The 20,300-nt window shown below is 64.3% G+C and carries 15 protein-coding genes and 3 rRNA genes; all 18 read right to left on the reverse strand.

Features of this window, described 5'->3' with window-relative positions:
* Positions 1 to 94 precede the first annotated feature (94 nt).
* Positions 95 to 2,023: a 2-oxoacid:acceptor oxidoreductase subunit alpha gene (locus ACOOHB_RS07500; RefSeq protein ID WP_420444681.1), complete on the reverse strand. Its 1,929-nt coding sequence runs from the start codon at positions 2,021 to 2,023 to the stop codon at positions 95 to 97.
* A gap of 50 nt (positions 2,024 to 2,073) precedes the next feature.
* A complete protein-coding gene (locus ACOOHB_RS07505) occupies positions 2,074 to 3,144 on the reverse strand; it encodes a class I fructose-bisphosphate aldolase (protein ID WP_420444172.1) in 1,071 nt (356 codons plus the stop codon).
* A 148-nt stretch (positions 3,145 to 3,292) separates the two neighbouring features.
* Positions 3,293 to 3,892, reverse strand: coding sequence for a hypothetical protein (locus tag ACOOHB_RS07510; RefSeq protein WP_420444173.1), 600 nt, complete (start codon positions 3,890 to 3,892; stop codon positions 3,293 to 3,295).
* A gap of 471 nt (positions 3,893 to 4,363) precedes the next feature.
* Positions 4,364 to 5,455 carry an IS630 family transposase gene (locus ACOOHB_RS07515; RefSeq protein WP_420444154.1) on the reverse strand — a complete coding sequence of 364 codons (1,092 nt, stop codon included), beginning with the start codon at positions 5,453 to 5,455 and terminating at the stop codon, positions 4,364 to 4,366.
* 93 nt (positions 5,456 to 5,548) lie between these two features.
* Positions 5,549 to 5,665 (reverse strand): 5S ribosomal RNA (rrf, locus tag ACOOHB_RS07520).
* A gap of 94 nt (positions 5,666 to 5,759) precedes the next feature.
* Positions 5,760 to 8,842 (reverse strand): 23S ribosomal RNA (locus ACOOHB_RS07525).
* A 315-nt stretch (positions 8,843 to 9,157) separates the two neighbouring features.
* Positions 9,158 to 10,677, reverse strand: a 16S ribosomal RNA gene (locus ACOOHB_RS07530).
* The 16S, 23S and 5S rRNA genes sit together here, the layout of an rRNA operon.
* 503 nt (positions 10,678 to 11,180) lie before the next feature.
* Positions 11,181 to 12,452, reverse strand: a complete 1,272-nt coding sequence (gene tyrS, locus ACOOHB_RS07535) for a tyrosine--tRNA ligase (RefSeq protein WP_420444174.1) — start codon at positions 12,450 to 12,452, stop codon at positions 11,181 to 11,183.
* An 83-nt stretch (positions 12,453 to 12,535) separates the two neighbouring features.
* The gene (locus ACOOHB_RS07540) at positions 12,536 to 13,303 is read right to left on the reverse strand and encodes an ABC transporter permease (protein ID WP_420444175.1); all 768 of its coding nucleotides are present in this window, start codon (positions 13,301 to 13,303) and stop codon (positions 12,536 to 12,538) included.
* Positions 13,300 to 14,262: an ABC transporter ATP-binding protein gene (locus tag ACOOHB_RS07545; RefSeq protein ID WP_420444176.1), complete on the reverse strand. Its 963-nt coding sequence runs from the start codon at positions 14,260 to 14,262 to the stop codon at positions 13,300 to 13,302. Before ACOOHB_RS07545 ends, ACOOHB_RS07540 begins: the two co-directional genes overlap by 4 nt.
* Complete coding sequence (locus ACOOHB_RS07550; protein ID WP_420444177.1) at positions 14,259 to 14,531, reverse strand: hypothetical protein; 273 nt, start codon at positions 14,529 to 14,531, stop codon at positions 14,259 to 14,261. Before ACOOHB_RS07550 ends, ACOOHB_RS07545 begins: the two co-directional genes overlap by 4 nt.
* A gap of 51 nt (positions 14,532 to 14,582) precedes the next feature.
* Positions 14,583 to 14,831 (reverse strand): hypothetical protein, encoded by a 249-nt coding sequence (locus tag ACOOHB_RS07555; RefSeq protein WP_420444178.1) that lies wholly within the window; start codon positions 14,829 to 14,831, stop codon positions 14,583 to 14,585.
* Between the two features lie 43 nt (positions 14,832 to 14,874).
* On the reverse strand, positions 14,875 to 15,522 hold the full coding sequence (locus tag ACOOHB_RS07560) for an NUDIX hydrolase (RefSeq protein ID WP_420444179.1): 648 nt from the start codon (positions 15,520 to 15,522) through the stop codon (positions 14,875 to 14,877).
* On the reverse strand, positions 15,519 to 16,118 hold the full coding sequence (locus ACOOHB_RS07565; RefSeq protein ID WP_420444180.1) for a DNA-3-methyladenine glycosylase: 600 nt from the start codon (positions 16,116 to 16,118) through the stop codon (positions 15,519 to 15,521). Before ACOOHB_RS07565 ends, ACOOHB_RS07560 begins: the two co-directional genes overlap by 4 nt.
* Positions 16,118 to 17,569: an argininosuccinate lyase gene (gene argH, locus ACOOHB_RS07570; protein ID WP_420444181.1), complete on the reverse strand. Its 1,452-nt coding sequence runs from the start codon at positions 17,567 to 17,569 to the stop codon at positions 16,118 to 16,120. Before argH ends, ACOOHB_RS07565 begins: the two co-directional genes overlap by 1 nt.
* Before the next feature lie 11 nt (positions 17,570 to 17,580).
* A complete protein-coding gene (gene argR / locus ACOOHB_RS07575) occupies positions 17,581 to 18,042 on the reverse strand; it encodes an arginine repressor (protein WP_420444182.1) in 462 nt (153 codons plus the stop codon).
* A complete protein-coding gene (argF, locus tag ACOOHB_RS07580) occupies positions 18,039 to 18,956 on the reverse strand; it encodes an ornithine carbamoyltransferase (RefSeq protein ID WP_420444183.1) in 918 nt (305 codons plus the stop codon). Before argF ends, argR begins: the two co-directional genes overlap by 4 nt.
* A complete protein-coding gene (locus ACOOHB_RS07585) occupies positions 18,956 to 20,257 on the reverse strand; it encodes an aspartate aminotransferase family protein (protein WP_420444184.1) in 1,302 nt (433 codons plus the stop codon). Before ACOOHB_RS07585 ends, argF begins: the two co-directional genes overlap by 1 nt.
* Positions 20,258 to 20,300: the final 43 nt, after the last annotated feature.

The raw sequence follows: 20,300 nt of genomic DNA on the forward strand, positions 1-20,300 counted from the left end.
TGTGCTCTGAGTGCTCGTTGGGAGATTGTTCCGGTTTGTGCCGGTTGCGATTCGTGCGTCGTGCGTCGTGTGTGCGGATTTGCGTCGTCGGCTTCTATGGGGCTGCCAACTCCTCGAGGCGCTTGCGTACCCCGGCGGTCACTTCTCCCGTGGTGAAGGGCACGCCGTCGATCTTTCCGATGTGTTCGACATCGATCAGGTACTTCGCTCGCACGAGATCGCAGAGTTGGCCCTTATTCATCTCGGGGCACACCACGGCCCGGTAGCGGCGCAGCACGTCGCCAAGATTCGCCGGCAGCGGATTGAGGTGTCGCAGATGCACGTGTGCGACCGGGAAGCCAGCCTCCCGCAGCCGTCCGGCGGCGGCGTCGATGGCTCCCCACGTGGAGCCCCAACCCAGCACGACCAGATCAGCATCGACGTCGCCGGCGATTTCGACATCGGGTACGTCGACACCGTCGATCTTGGCCTGCCGCAGGTCCACCATCAGCTGATGGTTCTCGGGCTCGTAAGAGATGTTGCCGGAGCCGTCCTCCTTCTCGATGCCACCGATACGGTGCATCAAGCCGGGCGTGCCGGGGATGGCCCACGGCCGGGCCAGGGTCTGCGGATCTCGCAGGTACGGCAGGTAGATGCCGTCGCCGTCCTCGTTGGTGCCGTTGAATTCGGTGGCGAATTCGACCCCGATGTCGGGCAGCGTGCTGACGTCAGGCAGCAGCCACGGCTCGGAGCTATTGGCCAGGAAGCCGTCGGACAGCACGATCACCGGCGTCCGGTACTTCAGAGCGATGCGCGACGCCTCAATCGCGATGTCGAAGCAATCGGCCGGGCTGCGCGGCGCCACTAGGGGCAGCGGCGACTCGGAGTGCCGCCCGTACATGGCCATCATCAAGTCGGCTTGCTCGGGCTTGGTCGGCAGTCCCGTGGACGGACCGCCGCGCTGGATGTCGAGCACCACCAACGGCAGCTCCAAGCTCACTGCGAGGCTCAGCGTCTCGCCCTTGAGGGCCAGGCCTGGCCCCGACGTGGCGGTGAATGCCAGCGCTCCGCCGAAGGCCGCCCCCACAGCGGACGCCGCGGCGGCGATCTCGTCTTCGGCCTGGAAGGTCCGCACGCCGAAGTTCTTCTTCAGCGACATCTCGTGCAGGATGTCCGAAGCCGGGGTGATCGGATATGAGCCGAGGAACACCGGCAGGCGCGCCAGCTGACCCGCCACGACGCAGCCCCACGCCAGCGCCGTGTTGCCGTTGACGTTGGTGTACTCGCCAGGTGTCAGCGGGGCCGGCTTGACCTCGTAGTGCGCCTCGAAGATCTCAGCGGTTTCGCCGAAGTTGTAGCCGGCCTTGAAGGCGGAGGTGTTGGCGTCAATGACCTGAGTGCGACCTCGGAACTTGGTGTTGATGAACTCGATGGTCGGCTCGGTCGGCCGGGTGTACATCCACGAGATCAACCCGAGCGCGAAGAAGTTCTTGGACCGTTCCGCGTCACGCGGCTTGACGCCGTGCTCGACCACCGCGTCGCGGGTGATCTGGCTCATCGGCACCGGGTATGCCCGGTAGTCGTCAAGCGTGCCGTCTTCGAGCGGGTTGGAGGAGTAGCCGGCCTTCTCGAGGTTGCGGTCGGTGAAGGCATCGGTGTTGAGGATCAGCGCGCCGCCCTGCGTGAGATGGTGCAGCTGAGCCTTCAGCGCAGCGGGGTTCATGGCTACCAGCACCGTCGGAGCGTCGCCCGGCGTGGTGATGTCGAAGTCCGAAATGCGTACCTGGAAGGCCGAGACGCCCGCCAGTGTCCCCTGCGGGGCGCGGATCTCGGCAGGGAAGTCCGGCAGGGTCGACAGGTCGTTTCCGAGTGCTGCGGAGATGCTCGTGAACTGGTCTCCGGTCAACTGCATGCCGTCGCCGGAGTCGCCGGCGAATCGGATGATGACCTCGTCGATCTCCTGCAGCGGCAATTCGCGCGCTGCGGTGTCGGTCACAGTTCCTCCTGGGGGAAGACGGCTCCTGGGGGATTGCGGCCGCTCCAGGCGCCACGCTAGCCGCGGCTGCACCGATGTAGCCGGGTTGGGGTCACCTGTCAGGCGATGGTCACCGCCGGGTCCGAATACACGTCCTGAATGGCGCCGAGCAGCTCGACGCCCTCGACCATTGGCCGTTGGAAGGCCTTGCGTCCCGAGATCAGCCCGATGCCGCCCGCTCGCTTGTTGACGACCGCAGTGGTGACGGCCTCGGCCAGGTCCGTGGCGCCCGAACTGGCTCCTCCCGAGTTGATCAACCCGACACGTCCCATGTAGCAATTGGCCACTTGCCAGCGGCACAGGTCCACTGGATGATCCGATGTCAGCCGGTCGTACACGGCAGCGTGGGTCTTGCCAAAACCCGAGACGGAGACGAAAGCGCCGTTGTTCTCGGGCAGCTTCTGCTTGATGATGTCGGCCTCGATCGTCACGCCGATGTGGTTGGCTTGCCCGGTGGCGTCGGCGGACACATGGTGGTCAACGCCGCCTGGCTCGTTGGACAGGTTGATAGCTGGGTTGCGGAGGTAGCACCACAGCACGGTGAACATGCCGAGCCGGTGTGCTTCGGTGAACGCAGCGGCTACCTCAGTGATCTGCCGTCCGCTCTCTGCCGAGCCAAAGTAGATAGTGGCTCCGACGCCAGCGGCGCCGAGCTCATGCGCCCGGGCGACCGAACCGAACATGATCTGGTCGTACTTTGCGGGGTACGTCAGCAGCTCGTTGTGGTTGAGCTTGACGATGGATGGGATGCGATGCGCGTAGCGGCGCGATACCGCTCCCAGCACGCCGAACGTGGTCGCCACTGCATTGCAGCCGCCCTCGATCGCCAACTCCACAATGGAAGCTGGATCGAAGTAGATCGGGTTGGGGGCGAACGAAGCAGCCCCGGAGTGCTCGATGCCCTGGTCCACCGGCAAGATCGAGGCATAGCCGGTGCCGGCGAGGCGGCCGTGGTCGAACAGTGACTGAAGGCTCCGCATGACCTGCGGTGAACGGTCGGTGCAGGCTACGACGTCGGTCACGAAGTCCGGCCCGGGCAGGGTGAGCAGATCCCGCCCGATGCCTTCACACTTGTGGTCCAGCAAGTAGGAGGCCTGCTCGCCCAGCAGGCGCTCGATGTCGGTAGTCATGTTGGTCGCTTGCCTCGCGCGATCAGGCGGCGCCGGTACTGAGGGCCGGTACTGGGGGCGGCGCTCGCCGAATGACGGGGTCACTCTATCCGCGCGCTCACGGCGGAAGGCTGATTCTGCGGGGATTTCTTGAAGTTGTGCGCTGTCGCTAGGCGTCGTGCGTGCCGAGCGCTGCCAGGCGGTCCTGAACATCAACGAATTCGGGCTCGACATCGGCAATCCGGGCAAAGCCGCGCCGGGCCCGCTGCAAGTCCCCGGCCCGGTCGTACAGATCTGCGAGCGCGTACCACAGCCTGAGGTGGTGCTCCTGAGGGCGCTTAGGGCGCAACGGACCCGCCTCAAGCAAGCGGATGGCGTCGCGTGGGCGGCCTTCGTCCGTCAGCGCACCAGCGGCCACGATGCGCCCCTCGGTGATCGTCTCAGCGTCAGGATCGGCGTGCCTCAGCCGGTCCCAGACGTCATGAACGTCGTTGAGCCGGCCCAGTGCCCGGTAACAGTCCGCGAGCACTGGCAGCTGGTCGATAGCCCTGGTAAGCGCCTCGTATTGCTCAAGCCGGTGTGACGCCGCAGTCCAGCGACCAAGGCGGTACAGCGTGAGGCCGTAGAGCTCCTGCACCTCCGCGACGGCCGCATATCTCGACGCCAGCGGTCGCAGCGTGCTGAGCGCGTCGCCGAACCGTTCTGCCAGAAAGTCTTCTCCTGCATCGCGCAGGCGACGCGCGAGTCGCTCCCGTTCGGATGCCGGCATGTCTCGTACCGATGCCGGGTCCAGTTGGGGCACATCCAGCCGGACTCTCGGCCGACGCCGTGGCTGTGTCTTCGTGGTCTTCGTAGCGGCACGCTGGACGAGCTCCGGGTCCTGAGGCACCGAAGGTCGCGGATCTTGGCGGTCCGGCACCCCCGCGGCATACGCGTCCCCGCGGTTGGCCCCTGGGATCGGCCGAAGCAGAGAAGCGCCCTTGCGTGCAACCCCGCCCCAATCGGTCCGCCGAGCCGCTCGCTCTGCTACCTCGTCGACCGGCTTTTCACCTCGACGAGGAGGTCCAGACCGACGCTGTTCACGTTGGCCGGCAGGGCGGCGGTCTCTCGGGGGTCGGTCATTTCGACCGCGACCGGACTCACCTCCACGACCGGGACCTTGCCGTCGATCGCGGTCGCGATCAGGGCGCCTCTGCGGGCCTTTGCGAGGCGGGCGCCGGTTCTCTGTCACTCCTCGAGACTAGTGGTGTGTCGCGGTTTTGTTTAGGGCGGTTCGGGCTCGTTTGACTTTGGCGATGATCTGGTCGGCGGTCTTGGTCCATGTGAGCGGCTGGGGGTCGTGGTTCCAGTGCGCGGCCCAGTGCTCGATGACGTCTTTGAGATGTTCGACTGATGTGAACGCTCGCGTCTTGAGGGCTTTGCGGGTCAGGATCGAGAACCAGCCTTCGACGAGGTTCGCCCAGCTGCTGCTGGTGGGTGTGAAGTGCAGGTGCCAGCGCTTGCGGCGGGGGTGGGAGAGCCATGTGCGCACGGGCTCGGACTTGTGGGCGGAGAGGTTGTCCAAGATGACGTGGACGTCGAGATGGCGCGGGGTGTGCAGGTCGATCCACTTGAAGAACGCGAGCACGTCGTTTCCTGTGTGGCGCTTGCGGGTCTGGGTGAGGACCTCGCCGGTGGCGACGTTGAGCGCGGCGAACAGGTCGATGGTGCCGTTTCTCTTGTAGTCGTGGGTCAGGGTGCGGTTGCGGCCCGGGCGCATCGGCAGCGACGGCTGGGTGCGGTCGAGCGCCTGGATCTGGGTCTTCTCGTCGAAGCTGAACACCACAGCGCGCTCTGGCGGGTCCACGTACAGCCCGATCACGTCGGCGAGCTTGGCCTCGAAGTCAGGGTCGGCGGACACCTTGAACACGTCGGCGAGCCACGGGCGCAGCCCCCGCTCGCGCCACACCTGGGCGACGAAGTCCTTGCCCACCCCGTGACGGGCCGCCATCTGACGCGTCGACCAGCACGCCGCCGCGTCGGGCGGCTCGGCGCACAGCGTGTCGGCCACGATCGCCTCGGTCACCGCTGCGGGCACGCTGGGCTTGCGGCCCCGCCCCGGCGCCACCACACCCAGACCGTCCACACCCAAGACCCCGAACTGGTCACGCCAGCGGCGAACCGTGTCCTGGTGCGCCCCCATCGCCCGAGCAACGCCGCGCACCGAACCGCCGTCCGCCAACGCCAGCAGCGCTCTCGCCGGACGCACCCGCCGCCACGGCTCGCTCACCGAACGCGCCACCCGCTCCAACGACGAACGATCAGCCTCCGACACGACAAATCCAGCAGTCATGCCACCACCATACGCGCCCCGACCATTTCACAGACGAACCACTAGGCCCCGCACGCGAAGAACCCCCGTCGCTAACACGACGGGGGTTCAGGGTTCCGGCAGCGACCTACTCTCCCAGGGGAATTTCCCCCAAGTACCATCGGCGCTGGCAGGCTTAACTTCCGTGTTCGGAATGGGAACGGGTGTGGCCCTGCCGCCATAACCACCGGAGATCTAGTGCGTGCGAGATATCTCGCACGGCGACTCCTGCAAAGCGATGCACGTTCAGCGCACAATGTGGTGCGCTTCCTCGAGGCTGAGTATCGATACCAAGCCCTCGGCCGATTAGTACCGGTCTGCTGAACACATTGCTGTGCTTACACATCCGGCCTATCAACGTGGTTATCTTCCACGGGCCTTACCTGGTTGTACCAGTGGGAGATCTCATCTTGGAACAGGCTTCGCGCTTAGATGCTTTCAGCGCTTATCCCTTCCGCAGGTCGCCAACCAGCCGTGCTCCTGGCGGAACAACTGGCACACGAGAGCTGCGTCCATCCGGGTCCTCTCGTACTACGGACAGCTTTCCTCAAATCTCCTACAGCCACAGAGGATAGGGACCGAACTGTCTCACGACGTTCTAAACCCAGCTCGCGTACCGCTTTAATGGGCGAACAGCCCAACCCTTGGGACCTGCTTCAGCCCCAGGATGCGATGAGCCGACATCGAGGTGCCAAACCTTCCCGTCGATATGGACTCTTGGGGAAGATGAGCCTGTTATCCCCGGGGTACCTTTTATCCGTTGAGCAACGACGCTTCCACACGCAATCGCTGGATCACTATGCCCTGCTTTCGCACCTGCTCGACCTGTATGTCTCACAGTCAAGCTCCCTTGTGCCATTGCACTCGACGACTGATTGCCAACCAGTCTGAGGGAACCTTTGGGCGCCTCCGTTACCATTTGGGAGGCGACCGCCCCAGTCAAACTACCCGCCTGGCACTGTTCCCAGACCCGTTGAGGGTCCTAGGTTAGAGTTCCGACATGAGCAGGGTCGTATTTCAAGGTTGACTTCACGCACGCTGGCGCATGCGCTTCCTAGTCTCCGACCTATCCTACACAACACGTGCCACAACCCAATACCAAGTTATAGTAAAGGTCCACGGGGTCTTTCCGTCCTTCTGTAGCTAACGAGCATCTTTACTCGTACTTCAATTTCGCCGGGTCTGTGGTTGAGACAGTGGGAAAGTCGTTACGCCATTCGTGCAGGTCGGAACTTACCCGACAAGGAATTTCGCTACCTTAGGACCGTTATAGTTACGGCCGCCGTTTACCGGGGCTTAGGTTCACAGCTTCGCTCCGAAGAGCTAACCGTTCCCCGTAACCTTCCGGCACCGGGCAGGCGTCACAGCGTATACATCGTCTTACGACTTCGCACGCTGCTGTGTTTTTAGTAAACAGTCGCTTTCCCCCATTTTGTGCCACCCCTTCCGGCTCGAGCAGCTAGTGCCGTCACCATCATGGGGTCATCCTTCTCCCGAAGTTACGGATGCAATTTGCCGAGTTCCTTAACCACAGTTCTCCCGTTCGCCTGAGTATGCTCTACCTGCCTACCTGTGTCGGTTTGGGTACGGGCACCACGTGAACTCGCTAGAGGCTTTTCTAGGCAGCATGGAATCAGTGACTTCGCCTGTAGCGGCTCGGCATCGCGTCTCAGACTTCATGGGGCCCGGATTTACCTGGTCCCCGTCCTACTCGCTTACCCCAAGTCTACCATCGCTTGGGTTCACCTATCCTCCTGCGTCCCCTCATTGCTGTCCTCGGTGCGGTGGGTCGGTTCGTCTTTCCCCGAAGGGAAGACAGCCCCTTAGCAACCGCATTTTGGACTGGGCGCGCACGTGGTGGTACCGGAATATCAACCGGTTATGCATCGACTACGCCTCTCGGCCTCGCCTTAGCTCCCGACTAACCCTGGGAGGACCAGCCTTCCCCAGGAAACCTTGGGCTTACGGCGGAGGGGATTCGCACCCCTCTCTCGCTACTCATGCCAGCATTCTCACTCGTACCCGCTCCACTGGCGCTCACGCTCCAGCTTCGCAGCAGGCACGACGCTCCCCTACCCCTCAAATCCACCCGTAGGTGAATTCAAAGACGCGGCTTCGGCGGTGTATTTAGCCCCGTTACATTATCCGCGCAGGACCACTCGACCAGTGAGCTATTACGCACTCTTTCAAGGGTGGCTGCTTCTAAGCCAACCTCCTGGCTGTCTGGGCAATCCCACATCGTTTGCCACTTAATACACACTTAGGGGCCTTAGCCGGCGTTCTGGGCTGTTTCCCTCTCGTCCAACGAAGCTCATCCCCCGTGGACTCACTGCCGCACTCTGGAGCCATGGCATTCGGAGTTTGACTGGGGTCGGTAAGCTTGTGGGCCCCCTAGCCCAATCAGTGCTCTACCTCCATGGCTGAACGTGCGACGCTGCACCAAAATGCATTTCGGGGAGAACCAGATATCACCGTGTTTGATTGGCCTTTCACCCCTATCCACAGGTCATCCGCCCAGTTTTCAACCTAGGTCGGTTCGGGCCTCCACGGAGTCTTACCTCCGCTTCACCCTGCCCATGGATAGATCACACGGCTTCGGGTCTACAGCATGCGACTGTGCGCCCTATTCGGACTCGCTTTCGCTCCGGCTTCCCATCACTGGTTAACCTTGCCACACACCGTAACTCGCTGGCTCATTCTTCAAAAGGCACGCTGTCGCGCACGGACACGAATGTCCGGTAGCGCTTCAACTGCTTGTAAACCAATGGTTGCAGGTACTATTTCACTCCCCTCCCGGGGTACTTTTCACCTTTCCCTCACGGTACTAGTTCGCTATCGGTCGCCGAAACATATTTAGCCTTACGAGGTGGTCCTCGCAGATTCACGCCGGCCTTCACGGAACCGGCGCTACTCGGGAGCAATCCCAGGAGACAAACAGATTTCGCGTACGGGGCTGTCACCCTCTTTGGCCCGCCTTTCCTGTACGGTTCCGCTATCTGCTTGTTTTGTAACTCCTTGACCGATCTGGTGTTCGGTCGGGGATGTCCCACAACACCGATCCGGCAACGCCACCAGGCTTTACCACCGGACTCGGTTTAGGCTGTTCCCATTTCGCTCGCCGCTACTCCGGGAATCGCTGTTGCTTTCTTTTCCTCAGGGTACTGAGATGTTTCAATTCCCCTCGTTCCCTCGAACTGCCCTATAGATTCAGGCAGCCGTGACACCCTATAAAAGGTGCCGGGTTTCCCCATTCGGATGTCCACGGATCAAAGCCTATTCGGCGGCTCCCCGTGGCTTATCGCAGCCTATCACGTCCTTCATCGGTGTTCGGCGCCAAGGCATTCACCATTGGCTCTTCGTAGCTTGGTATATCGATACTCAGTCTCGAAGAATCAAAATCCCTCCATCGCTATTGAACACATCTAAGCGGCAGTCATTTCGTGCCACTCAACGGTCGCTAACGACGAGGGTTTGATGCTCGTGCATCGCTATGCAGTTGTCAGAGAGCTGCGACGCCATGGCGCGACGCAGCGCTCCCTGGCAGCAGAACAGAGGACGAGCCGACTGAAACCGGCTGATGAAGAACATCAGCAAATGGTTCCAGGCAGCACCAGTGCTCCAACTGGGAATCTCCGTCTGAGAACCGAGACCTCAGTGGTCTCGGTCTCGGAGGTGACTCCTTAGAAAGGAGGTGATCCAGCCGCACCTTCCGGTACGGCTACCTTGTTACGACTTCACCCCAATCGCTAACCCCACCTTCGACAGCTCCCCCCCTTGCGGGTTGGGCCACTGGCTTCGGGTGTTGCCAACTTTCGTGGTGTGACGGGCGGTGTGTACAAGGCCCGGGAACGTATTCACCCCGGCGTTGCTGATCCGGGATTACTAGCGACTCCAGCTTCATGGAGTCGAGTTGCAGACTCCAATCCGAACTGAGACCGGCTTTCTGGGATTCGCTTGACCTCGCGGTTTCGCAGCCCTTTGTACCGGCCATTGTAGCATGTTTGCAGCCCTGGGCATAAGGGGCATGATGACTTGACGTCGTCCCCACCTTCCTCCGACTTGTCGCCGGCAGTCTCCCATGAGTCCCCGCCTTTACGCGCTGGCAACATAGGACAAGGGTTGCGCTCGTTGCGGGACTTAACCCAACATCTCACGACACGAGCTGACGACAGCCATGCACCACCTGTGATGGGACCATAAGGAAACCGCATCTCTGCGGCTGTCCCCAACATGTCAAACCCAGGTAAGGTTCTTCGCGTTGCCTCGAATTAAGCAACATGCTCCGCCGCTTGTGCGGGCCCCCGTCAATTCCTTTGAGTTTTAGCCTTGCGGCCGTACTCCCCAGGCGGGGCACTTAATGCGTTAGCTACGGCACGGATTCCGTTGGATGGAACCCACACCTAGTGCCCAACGTTTACGGCGTGGACTACCAGGGTATCTAATCCTGTTTGCTCCCCACGCTTTCGCTCCTCAGCGTCAGTACCGGCCCAGAGTGCTGCCTTCGCTATCGGTATTCCTCCTGATATCTGCGCATTTCACCGCTACACCAGGAATTCTACACTCCTCTACCGGACTCTAGTCATGGCAGTATCGAGTGGCATCTCAGAGTTGAGCCCTGAGTTTTCACACCCGACTTACCAAACCGCCTACGAGCCCTTTACGCCCAATGAATCCGGACAACGCTTGCGCCCTACGTATTACCGCGGCTGCTGGCACGTAGTTGGCCGGCGCTTCTTCTGCAGGTACCGTCAATTTCGTCCCTGCTGAAAGGGGTTTACGACCCGAAGGCCTTCTTCCCCCACGCGGCGTCGCTGCGTCAGGCTTTCGCCCATTGCGCAATATTCCCTCCTGCTGCCTCCCGTAGGAGTCTGGGCCGTGTCTCAGTCCCAGTGTGGCTGATCGTCCTCTCAGACCAGCTACCCGTCGATGCCTTGGTGAGCCGTTACCTCACCAACAAGCTGATAGGCCGCGAGACCCTCCCGGAGCACCGGAGCATTTCCTGAACGCACCATGTGGTGCGGGCAGGGTATCGGGTATTAATCCAGGTTTCCCTGGGCTATTCCCATCTCCGGGGTAGGTTTCTCACGTGTTACTCACCCGTTCGCCACTTTCCCATTGAGACCGAAGTCTCGGGTTCGTTCGACTTGCATGGATGAAGCGCGCCGCCAGCGTTCGTCCTGAGCCAGGATCAAACTCTCCATCGAGATCGAGGCCTGCCATGCCGCGGCAACCGCCGAAGCGGTTGCGACCGGACATCGCAAGCACGATCGAAGAGCCCGTTACGCGATCTGAGGGGAAATCCCCTCTCCTGCGACAACTGGCTGGAATTGGTGCACCGTCGCATGTCGGCCCGCCTGAGGCGAGCCTGATGCTCCGGTACGAATAAGTTGGTCCCCGGTCTGGGTAGACCGCGGACCGGCTGTGTGGTTCGACCGGCGGCTGGAATCCAGCAGCCGATCGCCCGCACTGGCGTTTTCGTCCTCTGTTCTGTTGTCAAGGAGCGCTGCTGAGGCGAAGCCGCCGACAGCTGACACTCAATCGGCGTCTGCCGCTGCCCTCTGCGAAAGAGTGCTGCGGGGGACGCCGCCGGAGGTGTCGGACCCCTCCGGCCGGTGATACGGCCTGCGAGGAGGAGGCATGACACTACAGGGGGCAACCCACCTCCGCAACCACTCTCGGCTACAGATTTTGCTCGTACGCGGCGCTGTCAGGGTGCTGTCGCGACGTGCCAGCGCTTCTTGCCTCGCCGCAGCAGCACATAGCGGCCATAGAGGAGGTCGTTCGCCCCGACGAGGCGGTCGGGATCGCTGGTGCGATCGCCGTTGATGTACACGCTGCCCTCGGCGAGCGCCCTGCGAGCTTCGCTGCGGCTGTGAGCCAATTCGGCGTCGACGAGCACGTCCACTACGGATGCACCGAGCACTCGCAGCTGGCCCGAAGGGACTTCTTCGGCCACGAACGCCAGCGCTGGTGCCGACACCTCGCGCAGCGACGCCATCCCGCCGAACAGCACCTCACTGGCCCCGGCCGCAGCGGTGGCAGCTGCATCTCCGTGCACGATGCGCGTGATCTCGGTCGCCAGGCACCGTTGGCCCTCGCGACGGCCCGGATCGGCCTCGTGCGCAGCAGTGATGTCCTGCACTTCTGCGATGTCGAGGAACGTGAGTTGAGCCAGCAGCTTGCCCACGTCGGCATCATCAGCACCGATCCACGCTTGGTAGAAGCGGTAAGGACTCATGGCGCCGGCGCTCAGCCACAGTGTCTCGCCACCAGCCGTCTTGCCGTATTTCGTGCCGTCACTGCGCGCCAGCAATGGCCAGGTGAGCGCGTGGGCGGAGCGTCCCAGCCGACGCCGAATCAAGTCGATGCCCAGCACGATGTTGCCCCACTGATCAGAGCCGCCGACCTGCAGTTCGCACTCGACGTTCTCGGCCAGCCAGAGGTAGTCGTACGCCTGCAGCAGCATGTAGCTGAACTCGGTGTAGGACAGCCCATCACCTTCGTCCAGTCGGTTGCGGACCGACTCCTTTCCGACCATCTGCTGCACGGTGACGTGCTTGCCGACATCTCGCAGGAAGTCGAGCACGCCGACACCGACAGTCCAGGCGCGGTTGTCGAGCAGCCGCGCTGCGTGGGTCCGGTCGTCGAAGTCCAGGAATTGCCGTAGTTGCGGCACGATCCCTTCGAGGTTGCGGGCCAGGGCGTCGTCATCAAGCAGGTTGCGCTCAGTCGAGCGCCCGCTGGGGTCGCCGACCATGCCGGTCGCCCCGCCGGCGAGCGCTATCGGACGGTGCCCGCCCAGCTGCAGCCGACGCAGCGTCAGCAGTCCCATGAGGTTGCCCACATGGAGGCTGGCGGCGGTGGGGTCGAATCCGCAGTACACAGTGATCGGGCCGGACTCCAGACGCTGCGCGAGCGCCCGGCGGTCGGTCGTCTGATGGATCAGACCGCGCGCATCGAGGTCAGCCAGGATGTCCACGCCGCCAGTCTGCCTGACAGGTCGCGCCATGAGGTCACAGCGAGATCACGACCGGCACGCGCCCGATGGGTCCCGACGTCTGGCTAGCTGCGAGGCGTCCAACGAAAGGCCCGCACCGTGACCAGCACTCCGAACACTCCCCACGCTCCGATGATCACCCAGCGCCACGCCGGCATCGGCACGCCCTCACCGAATGGGTCAAAGGTGCGCCCCAGCGCATGGGCGAGGTGCTTGATCGGGAAGATGTCGCCGATGAGAGTCATCCAGCGCGGTGCTGTGTCCGAGGGAATGAACACGTCGGACACGAAGTACAGCGGCAGCACACACATGTTGGTGATCGCGGGCGCCGCCTGCTCGCTCGGGCAGACGCAGGTGATGGCCAAGCCCAGGGCCGAGAACGCAGCCGCCCCCACAAGCAGGGAGATGAACAGGCTCGGCAGAGCGGCCAGCTGGATTTCGACGCTGTAGCCGAGCCGGCCGATGCCTATCACCAGCACGGTCATCAGCGCTGTCAGGACCAGCGACGAACCGACCTGCCCGCCCACGTAGACCCACGGCGGCAGCGGTGTCGCCCGCATGGCCTTGAGCACTCCGTTTTCGCGCTTGATGACCGTGACGATGGCCGCGTTCATGAAGTTGGCCGAGACAAGTGCCAGCGCCAGGATTCCCGGGACGTACACCGTTGCGACACGTGCCCCGGTAGAGCTCATGATCTCGTTGCCAAAGATTGACGTGAAGATCACCAGGAAAACGAGCGGCAGCACCACCGTGAAGAATGTGGCGGCGGGGCTGCGCCAAAAGCCCAGCAAGTTGAACAAGGTCTCACTGCGGAGCTGTCGAAGGCCCCTCATGAGTCTGAGCCCGTCAGGGCCAAGTAGGTGTCTTCCAACGTGGGCGGCCGGACCGCCAGTGAGTCCAGTCGCGTGCCAGCCGCTTCGGCCGCCGCCAGCAGCTCCCGCACCACGCCTCCCACATCTGCGGTGACCAGTTCGTGGCGCAATCCGCCCGCTGCTCCTGCGGCGGCAGTGCCCGGCGGCATCGAGGAGCCGTCGCCGTTCAGCAATTCACGCAACTTGTCCGGCAGGCGGCTCGGTTCCAGTTCCGCCGCTTCCCAGCTAATGCGCGCCCCCATAGCGGCGAGGGCAGCCAACTCGGATGCGGTGCCGTTCGCCACGATGCGTCCACGGGAGATCACCACGATCCGATCGGCGAGGTGATCCGCTTCGTCCATGTAGTGGGTGGTCAGGAGCACGGTCACGCCCAGCGTTCGCAACCCTGCGATGGTGTTCCAGGCCTCACGGCGAGCGGCTGGGTCGAAGCCGGTCGTCGGCTCGTCCAGGAAGACCAGTTCTGGATCGCCGACCAGTGCCAGGGCCACGGCCAGACGCTGCTTCTGGCCGCCTGACAGCCGTCGGGTTCGGATCCGAGCGGCATCGGAGAGCCCGACCCTCTCGAGCACTTCGACGGTCGGGCGCGGAGAGCGGTAGTACGCAGACCACATCGTCACGATTTCCGACGCTGTGAAGTCGCCCTCGTGCTTTGCGCCTTGCAGCACGACGCCGATGCGCTCACGCCACGCCGCAGTGGCCTCGGCCGGATCGACACCCAGCACCCGAACCTCACCCGATGTCCGGGTCCGCAGGCCCTCCAAGATCTCGATGGTGGTGGTCTTGCCCGCCCCGTTCGGCCCGAGGAACGCCAGGACCTCACCGGACGCGACCGTCAGGTCGACACCGGCCACCGCCTCAACGTCGCCGTAGTGCTTGCGGAGCTGTGCGACCTCTATGGCGAGGTCGGCGCCAGCGTTCATTGCAGGTTTCCGCTGGCCACAGTGCTGCGGGGCACCTCAGCAGGATCATCGGCGTAACGATCTGGATGGACTAGCTGTGGCCGGACGGCCGCCGCGTACAGCAGGACGGCGGGCGGCCCGACAAAGATGATCAAGAGGATCCAATCGGTGCGTCGGCGTCCAGCCGCTAAGAAACGCTCCCTTCCCAGCCGCAGGACGTCTGCGATACCCAGCAACATGATCACCGCCGCCACCACCGCAGAGATGATCAGCACCGTGCCGAAATCCACGCAGTCACGCTACCGGGGGCAATTCGAGCGCTCGGCGGTCAACGTGTGCGCTCAACCGCCAAGCGTCGAGATGGCGTCAGACACATACAGCCCAGCGCCGGCGATACCCGCCACCACCAAGCCCGCACCGGACGACCAGACAGTGCCGTTGAACAGAAGCCGGCCACCGACCGCGAGCACCACGGTCACTGCAACCGCTCCGAGCACTGCCCCTGGCAGGTACGTAATGGCGATCCAGCCCGCCACCAGACCGCACAGGAACAGGACGCTGTCTTCGACCAGCCGAAAGACCTCGCGCACGCCCTCAACGTACGCTCCGCCGGGCGTGTGCCGGCACGGCCCCTCACGAGGGGCCGTCGTGTCCCGGTGGTGCTGAGCAGCGATGTGAGCGCACGGCACCGGCCAAGTCGAACCCGTGACGGGCCAGCCGACGCGTGCTGGCGTCGAGACGCAGTTCGGGATCGGCGAGCTGACTCTCGGTGATCCAGCGCAGAGCCTCGGACTCGTGGTTGCGGTGTGCCACCGCTCCTCGTGGTGCGCGAATGAGAAACCGAACGTCAAAGTGCAGGTGATCGGGCTCAGTGCGCGCGCGGTTGACGAACATGTGCACGTCGATGTCGATGGGATCGCTCCACACCTCGAGGCCTTGAATGCCGGTTTCCTCGGTGGCCTCACGCAGCGCTACGAAGGCCAACGAGGCCTCGCCGTCGGCGTGACCACCGGGCTGCAGCCAGCGACCGATCTTCGCGTGCAAGAGCACCAAGCCGTGGGTTGCCTCATGGTTCACCACCCAGGCGGATGCAGTGAGGTGTCCTGCGGCGCAGGAGCGATGCAGCGCATCTGAATGACGGGCGGCAAAGTCAAGCAAGCGCCGTCGGTGCATTGCCTGCACTCGGTCGCGAGGGACGAAGCTCTCGACCACCGCGATCGCTGCAGCCGGGTCGCTCGCAGCGTCGGTGTATTCGTGTCGCTGGACGAAGCGCCCAGTCATCGCACGCTCACGTGTGGACTGCCGCCGTCAAACCAGCGCCACGCCAAATCGGTTCCACGACTGATGCCGATGCGGCATGCATTCCGCAGGACTGCCGGCGACCAACCGTCGTCGCAGATGCTCAGGCCGTCGGATGTTGTGAGGTCGCAGCCGTCGTGAGTGCCGTCGATGTCGAAGGCCTCGGTCAGCTTCGCCGGACCCGAACAGAGGTCCCGGCTGACGATCCGCTTGCCGGATCCGCCCCGGCAAACAGCCATCTGCTCGCAACCGCCCATGGGTTCAAGTGCGCGCAGAAGCACAGCGTCACCCACTCCGTCCGGGGAGCACACCGCGTTCGCGCACCAATGCAATCCGTAGATCCGGTAGACGTACAGGCGCCCGGGCGGACCGAACATCGCGGCATTACGCGCCGTGCGCCCGTTCCGTGAGTGGGCGGCAGGATCGCCTTCGCCGCAATAGGCCTCCACTTCCACAATGCGGCCGGCGCGAAGCGATCCGTCGTTGTGCACGAGCAGCTTGCCGACCAGATCTGGCGCGACTTCAGGTGCCGGTCGCTCGTAGAACTCCGGCGGCAAGGGCGAGGCCGCCGACTCCATCAGCATCCGCCCGGCGGGCCGCCGGCGGCCGCGAGGGCGGTGTCGAGGCGGTCCAATTGGACGGCCACGGAATCGGGTCCGCCAGCGCCCGGCGATGTGCGGCTGCGGTATGCCGCCCCAGGCGCGAGCCGCTGCGCAGCCTCGGGTCCCAGGTCTGGATGAGCAGCTACGAGCTCGGTCAGCCGGTCCGCGCTGGGAGACTCCTCAGCGTCCGACAGTGCCTCACGCACGAGCGCAGCAATGACCCCATGCGCCTCGCGAAAGGGTGTGCCGCGGGTTACCAACCACTCAGCCAGATCGGTCGCTGCGGCGAACGGGTCATCAGCGCCTGCAGCCATCGCAGGGGCGTTGAAGCTCGCCGTGCTCAGCAGTCCGTCGAGCGCCACAGTTACCAGGCGCACCGTGTCGACTGCGTCGAACAGCGGCTCTTTGTCTTCTTGAAGATCCTTGTTGTATGCGAGCGGCAGACCCTTGAGCGTCGCCAAGAACCCGGTCAGGTGACCGATCAATCGTCCCGACTTGCCACGTGCCAACTCGGCGACGTCAGGGTTCTTCTTCTGCGGCATCATCGACGAGCCGGTGGCGAAAGCGTCGTCAAGCGTCACAAAGCCGAATTCGGCGCTCGACCACAGCACCAGTTCCTCGCCGATGCGTGACAGGTGCACCCCCGTCATTGCCAGGCCATACAGCGTGTCGGCCACGAAGTCGCGGTCACTGACTGCGTCAAGCGAGTTCTCGAAGACTGCTGCAAATCCCAACTCGGCCGCAGTCGCGGCCGGGTCGAGCGGCAGCGACGAACCGGCCAGCGCGCCTGCACCGAGCGGCGACACGTCGGTTCGGATCCTCGCCTCGCCGAGCCGCTCGACATCGCGCAGAAGGGCCCATGCGTGCGCAGCCAGGTGGTGAGCGAGCCCAACGGGCTGGGCCTGCTGCAAATGGGTATAGCCGGGCAGCCGCACGCCGGCATCGTGTGCCTTGCGCGCCCGGTCGGCCAGCGTGCTCGCCAAGCCGCGCACCAACGGAGTCAGCTCGTCGATGGCACCGCGGGTCCACAGTCTCAGGTCGGTTGCGACTTGATCGTTGCGGCTGCGGCCGGTGTGCATCTTTGCCGCGGCCTCGCAGAGCTCGGTGGCTCGACGCTCTACCGCCGTATGAATGTCCTCGTCGGTCGGGGCCCACACCATGGCGCCCTCGGCAATCTCGGCTTCGACCTGTTCGAGCGCGGCAACTATCCCATCGTGCTCGTCGTCAGTGAGCAGGCCAACATCAGCCAGCATCGAGACGTGGGCGCGCGACGCTGCGATGTCCTCAGCAAACATTCGCTTGTCGAACGGCAGCGAGTCGTTCAGCGCCGCCAGCGCGTCTGCGGGCGCGTTGGCGAACCGGCCGTGCCACAGCGTGGTCGGGCCGGGTCCTGACGGTTGGTCCTCAGCAGTGTCGTCAGCAGGCATGATCGGGGGGCTCACAAATCGGCGAGTTCACGGCAGCGGCCGGCGACCGCCGCGCCACCCAATTCCTCAACGGCCACGATGAGCAGTGTGTCGTCGCCAGCCACGGTGCCGATCACGCCGTCGAAGTCGCTTCGGTCGATGGCCGAGGCCACCACGTGCGCGGACCCCGGTGGGGTGCTCAGCACGACGATGTTCTGAGACCAACGCACCTCGAGCACCCAGTCGCCGAAGACCCTGCGCAGGGTGTTCTCGGGCAGGGTCTCGGGTGCATCGGCCTCTGGCACCGCGTACACCGTGCGGCCTGCGGTGCGCATCTTGGCCACACCCATCTCGTCGAGGTCGCGGCTGACCGTGGCCTGGGTGACCTCCACTGAGCGTTCTCCCAGCAATCCGACCAGCTGTGCCTGGCTGCCGATCTCACGACTGGCAAGCAGCTCGCGGATGAGGTGCTGTCGCTGCGCCTTGGTGGTCACGACGCCTCCGGTTGGGCCGCCGCCTGCCCGGCCAGGAAGGCCAGCAGGCCACGCGCTGCATGCATCCGGTTCTCGGCCTGCTGCCAAACCCTGCTCGCCGGGCCGTCGATGACCTCGGCGGCTACCTCCTCGCCGCGGTGCGCCGGCAGGCAGTGCAAGAAGATCGCACCGTCGGCAGCCAGCGCCATCAGTTCTGGGGTGACTTGGTACGCGCCAAACGCTTCGAGCCGTTCGGCCCGTTCGTCCTCCTGGCCCATCGACGTCCACACGTCGGTGTAGACGACATCGGCGCCCTTGACGGCCTCGGCGGGATCGGTCGTCACTGTGCACTCGCCGCCGAGGGCGGCGAGCCGGTCGAGGGTTGCCGCCGGGGGGTGGTAGCCGCCAGGTGCAGCAACCGAACTCGGGATTCCCAGCAACGCGCAGCCAATCGCCAGCGACCGCCAGACGTTGTTGGCGTCGCCCACGAAAGCAACTCGCTCGGTGCGGTCAAAACCGAGACACCCCTCGATCGTCAGGAGATCGGCTAGGGCTTGGCAGGGATGCGCCTCATCGGAAAGGAGGTTCACCACGGGTGCCACCTCGCAAGCGGCCATCCGGTCGAGGTGGCCGTGGAGGAACACTCGCGCTGCGACCATCGAGTGGTAGCAGGCGAGCGTCCGCACGACGTCCTCGACGGACTCGCGACCATCCATGTCCACCTCTTCTGGGCGGATGTAGACGGGGTGCCCGCCGAGCTGTCGCACGGCAATCTCCATCGAATTGCGGGTGCGGTTCGAGGCCTTCTCGAACACCAGTGCAACCCCGCTGCCCTTCAGTGCCGCAGGCGCAGCCGCGGCGGGGCGCGCCGACAGATCGAGCACCCAGCGCAGCTCGTCAGCAGACAGATCGTCGACTTCCAAGAAGTGCCTCATCAGCCGCCCCCGAGCACGCTCGCGAAGATCGCCAGGCATTCATCGATCTGTTCGCTCGACACCACCAGCGGAGGCGCGAACCGCACTGCGGTCGGCGAGATGCCATTGACGACGAGCCCGGCCTCAAGGCACGCCGCTGCAATCTCGGGGCCGCTGGCGCCGATGGCGTCAGTGTCGAGCTCGGCGGCGATGAGCAGACCCAGGCCACGAGTGTCGACGACACCGGGGACGCCCATGAGCTTTCCGGCCAGTTCTTCGCCGCGGGCCGCCGCCAACGCAGGTGCGTCGATTGCCTCCATCGTGCGCAGCACGGCTCGCGCGGCGCTCGCAGCCAAAGGCTGGCCGCCGAACGTGGTGGCGTGGTCGCCGGGCTGGAATGCACTTGCGACCTCTCGTCGGGCCCAGACCGCTCCGATCGGCACGCCGTTGCCCAACGCCTTGGCCATTGTCACGATGTCAGGGCGCGCCGCGCCGGTCGGGCCGCCGGCCGGATCGAAGTGGTAGTGCCAGGCGAACCACTTGCCCGTTCGCGCTAAGCCGGTCTGTACCTCGTCGATGATCAGCGCCATACCGCGCTCGTCGCAGATCTCGCGAACGCGACGCAGGTAGTCGCCGTCGCCGACGTTCACGCCGCCCTCGCCTTGGACAACTTCGAGCAGGACCGCGCAGCAGCTCGGATCCAGGGCCGCCTCAAGAGCCTCCGCGTCGTTGTAGGGCACATGGCGGAAGCCCTCAGGCAGCGGCTGGAACGTCTCGTGCTTCTCGGGCTGGCCGGTGGCGTGCAGAGTCGCCAGAGTGCGCCCGTGGAACGACCGCAGCGCGCTCACTACGACGTGGCGGCCGCGGCCGCCGTACTTGCGCGCCAGCTTGATCGCCCCTTCGAGCGACTCGGCGCCGCTGTTGCAGAAGAAGACCTGACCGCCGCCGCCCTGCAGCCGGTCGATCGTCTGGGCCACCTCGACCTGGGGTTCGGTGCCGAAGAGGTTCGACACGTGCAGCAGCGTGCGCGCCTGGGAGTTGAGCGCGTCGGCGATGGCGGGGTGGGAGTGGCCGAGCGAAGTGACGGCTATCCCCGCCAGGAAGTCCAAGTAGCGCTTGCCGTCGCGGTCAAAGAGCTCACAGCCGCTGCCCCGCACGAACTGGACCGGCGGCGGCCCATAAGTCGGCATGAGCGGGCAGGAATCCAGCCCTGCGCCGCCCATGGCGGCGGCATGCGCGGCGTTCGGACCTGCTGACGCCGCTCCATGCGGCGGGCCATTTGCCCCAGCAGTCGATGGTGTCTGTGTCGTGGTCTGTGTCATGTCGCTGTGGCCCTTGGGTCCATTATCTGGTCGATGGTTCGGT

The sequence above is a fragment of the Candidatus Poriferisodalis sp. genome (genome assembly GCF_965215815.1).
GTDB lineage: Bacteria > Actinomycetota > Acidimicrobiia > Acidimicrobiales > Poriferisodalaceae > Poriferisodalis.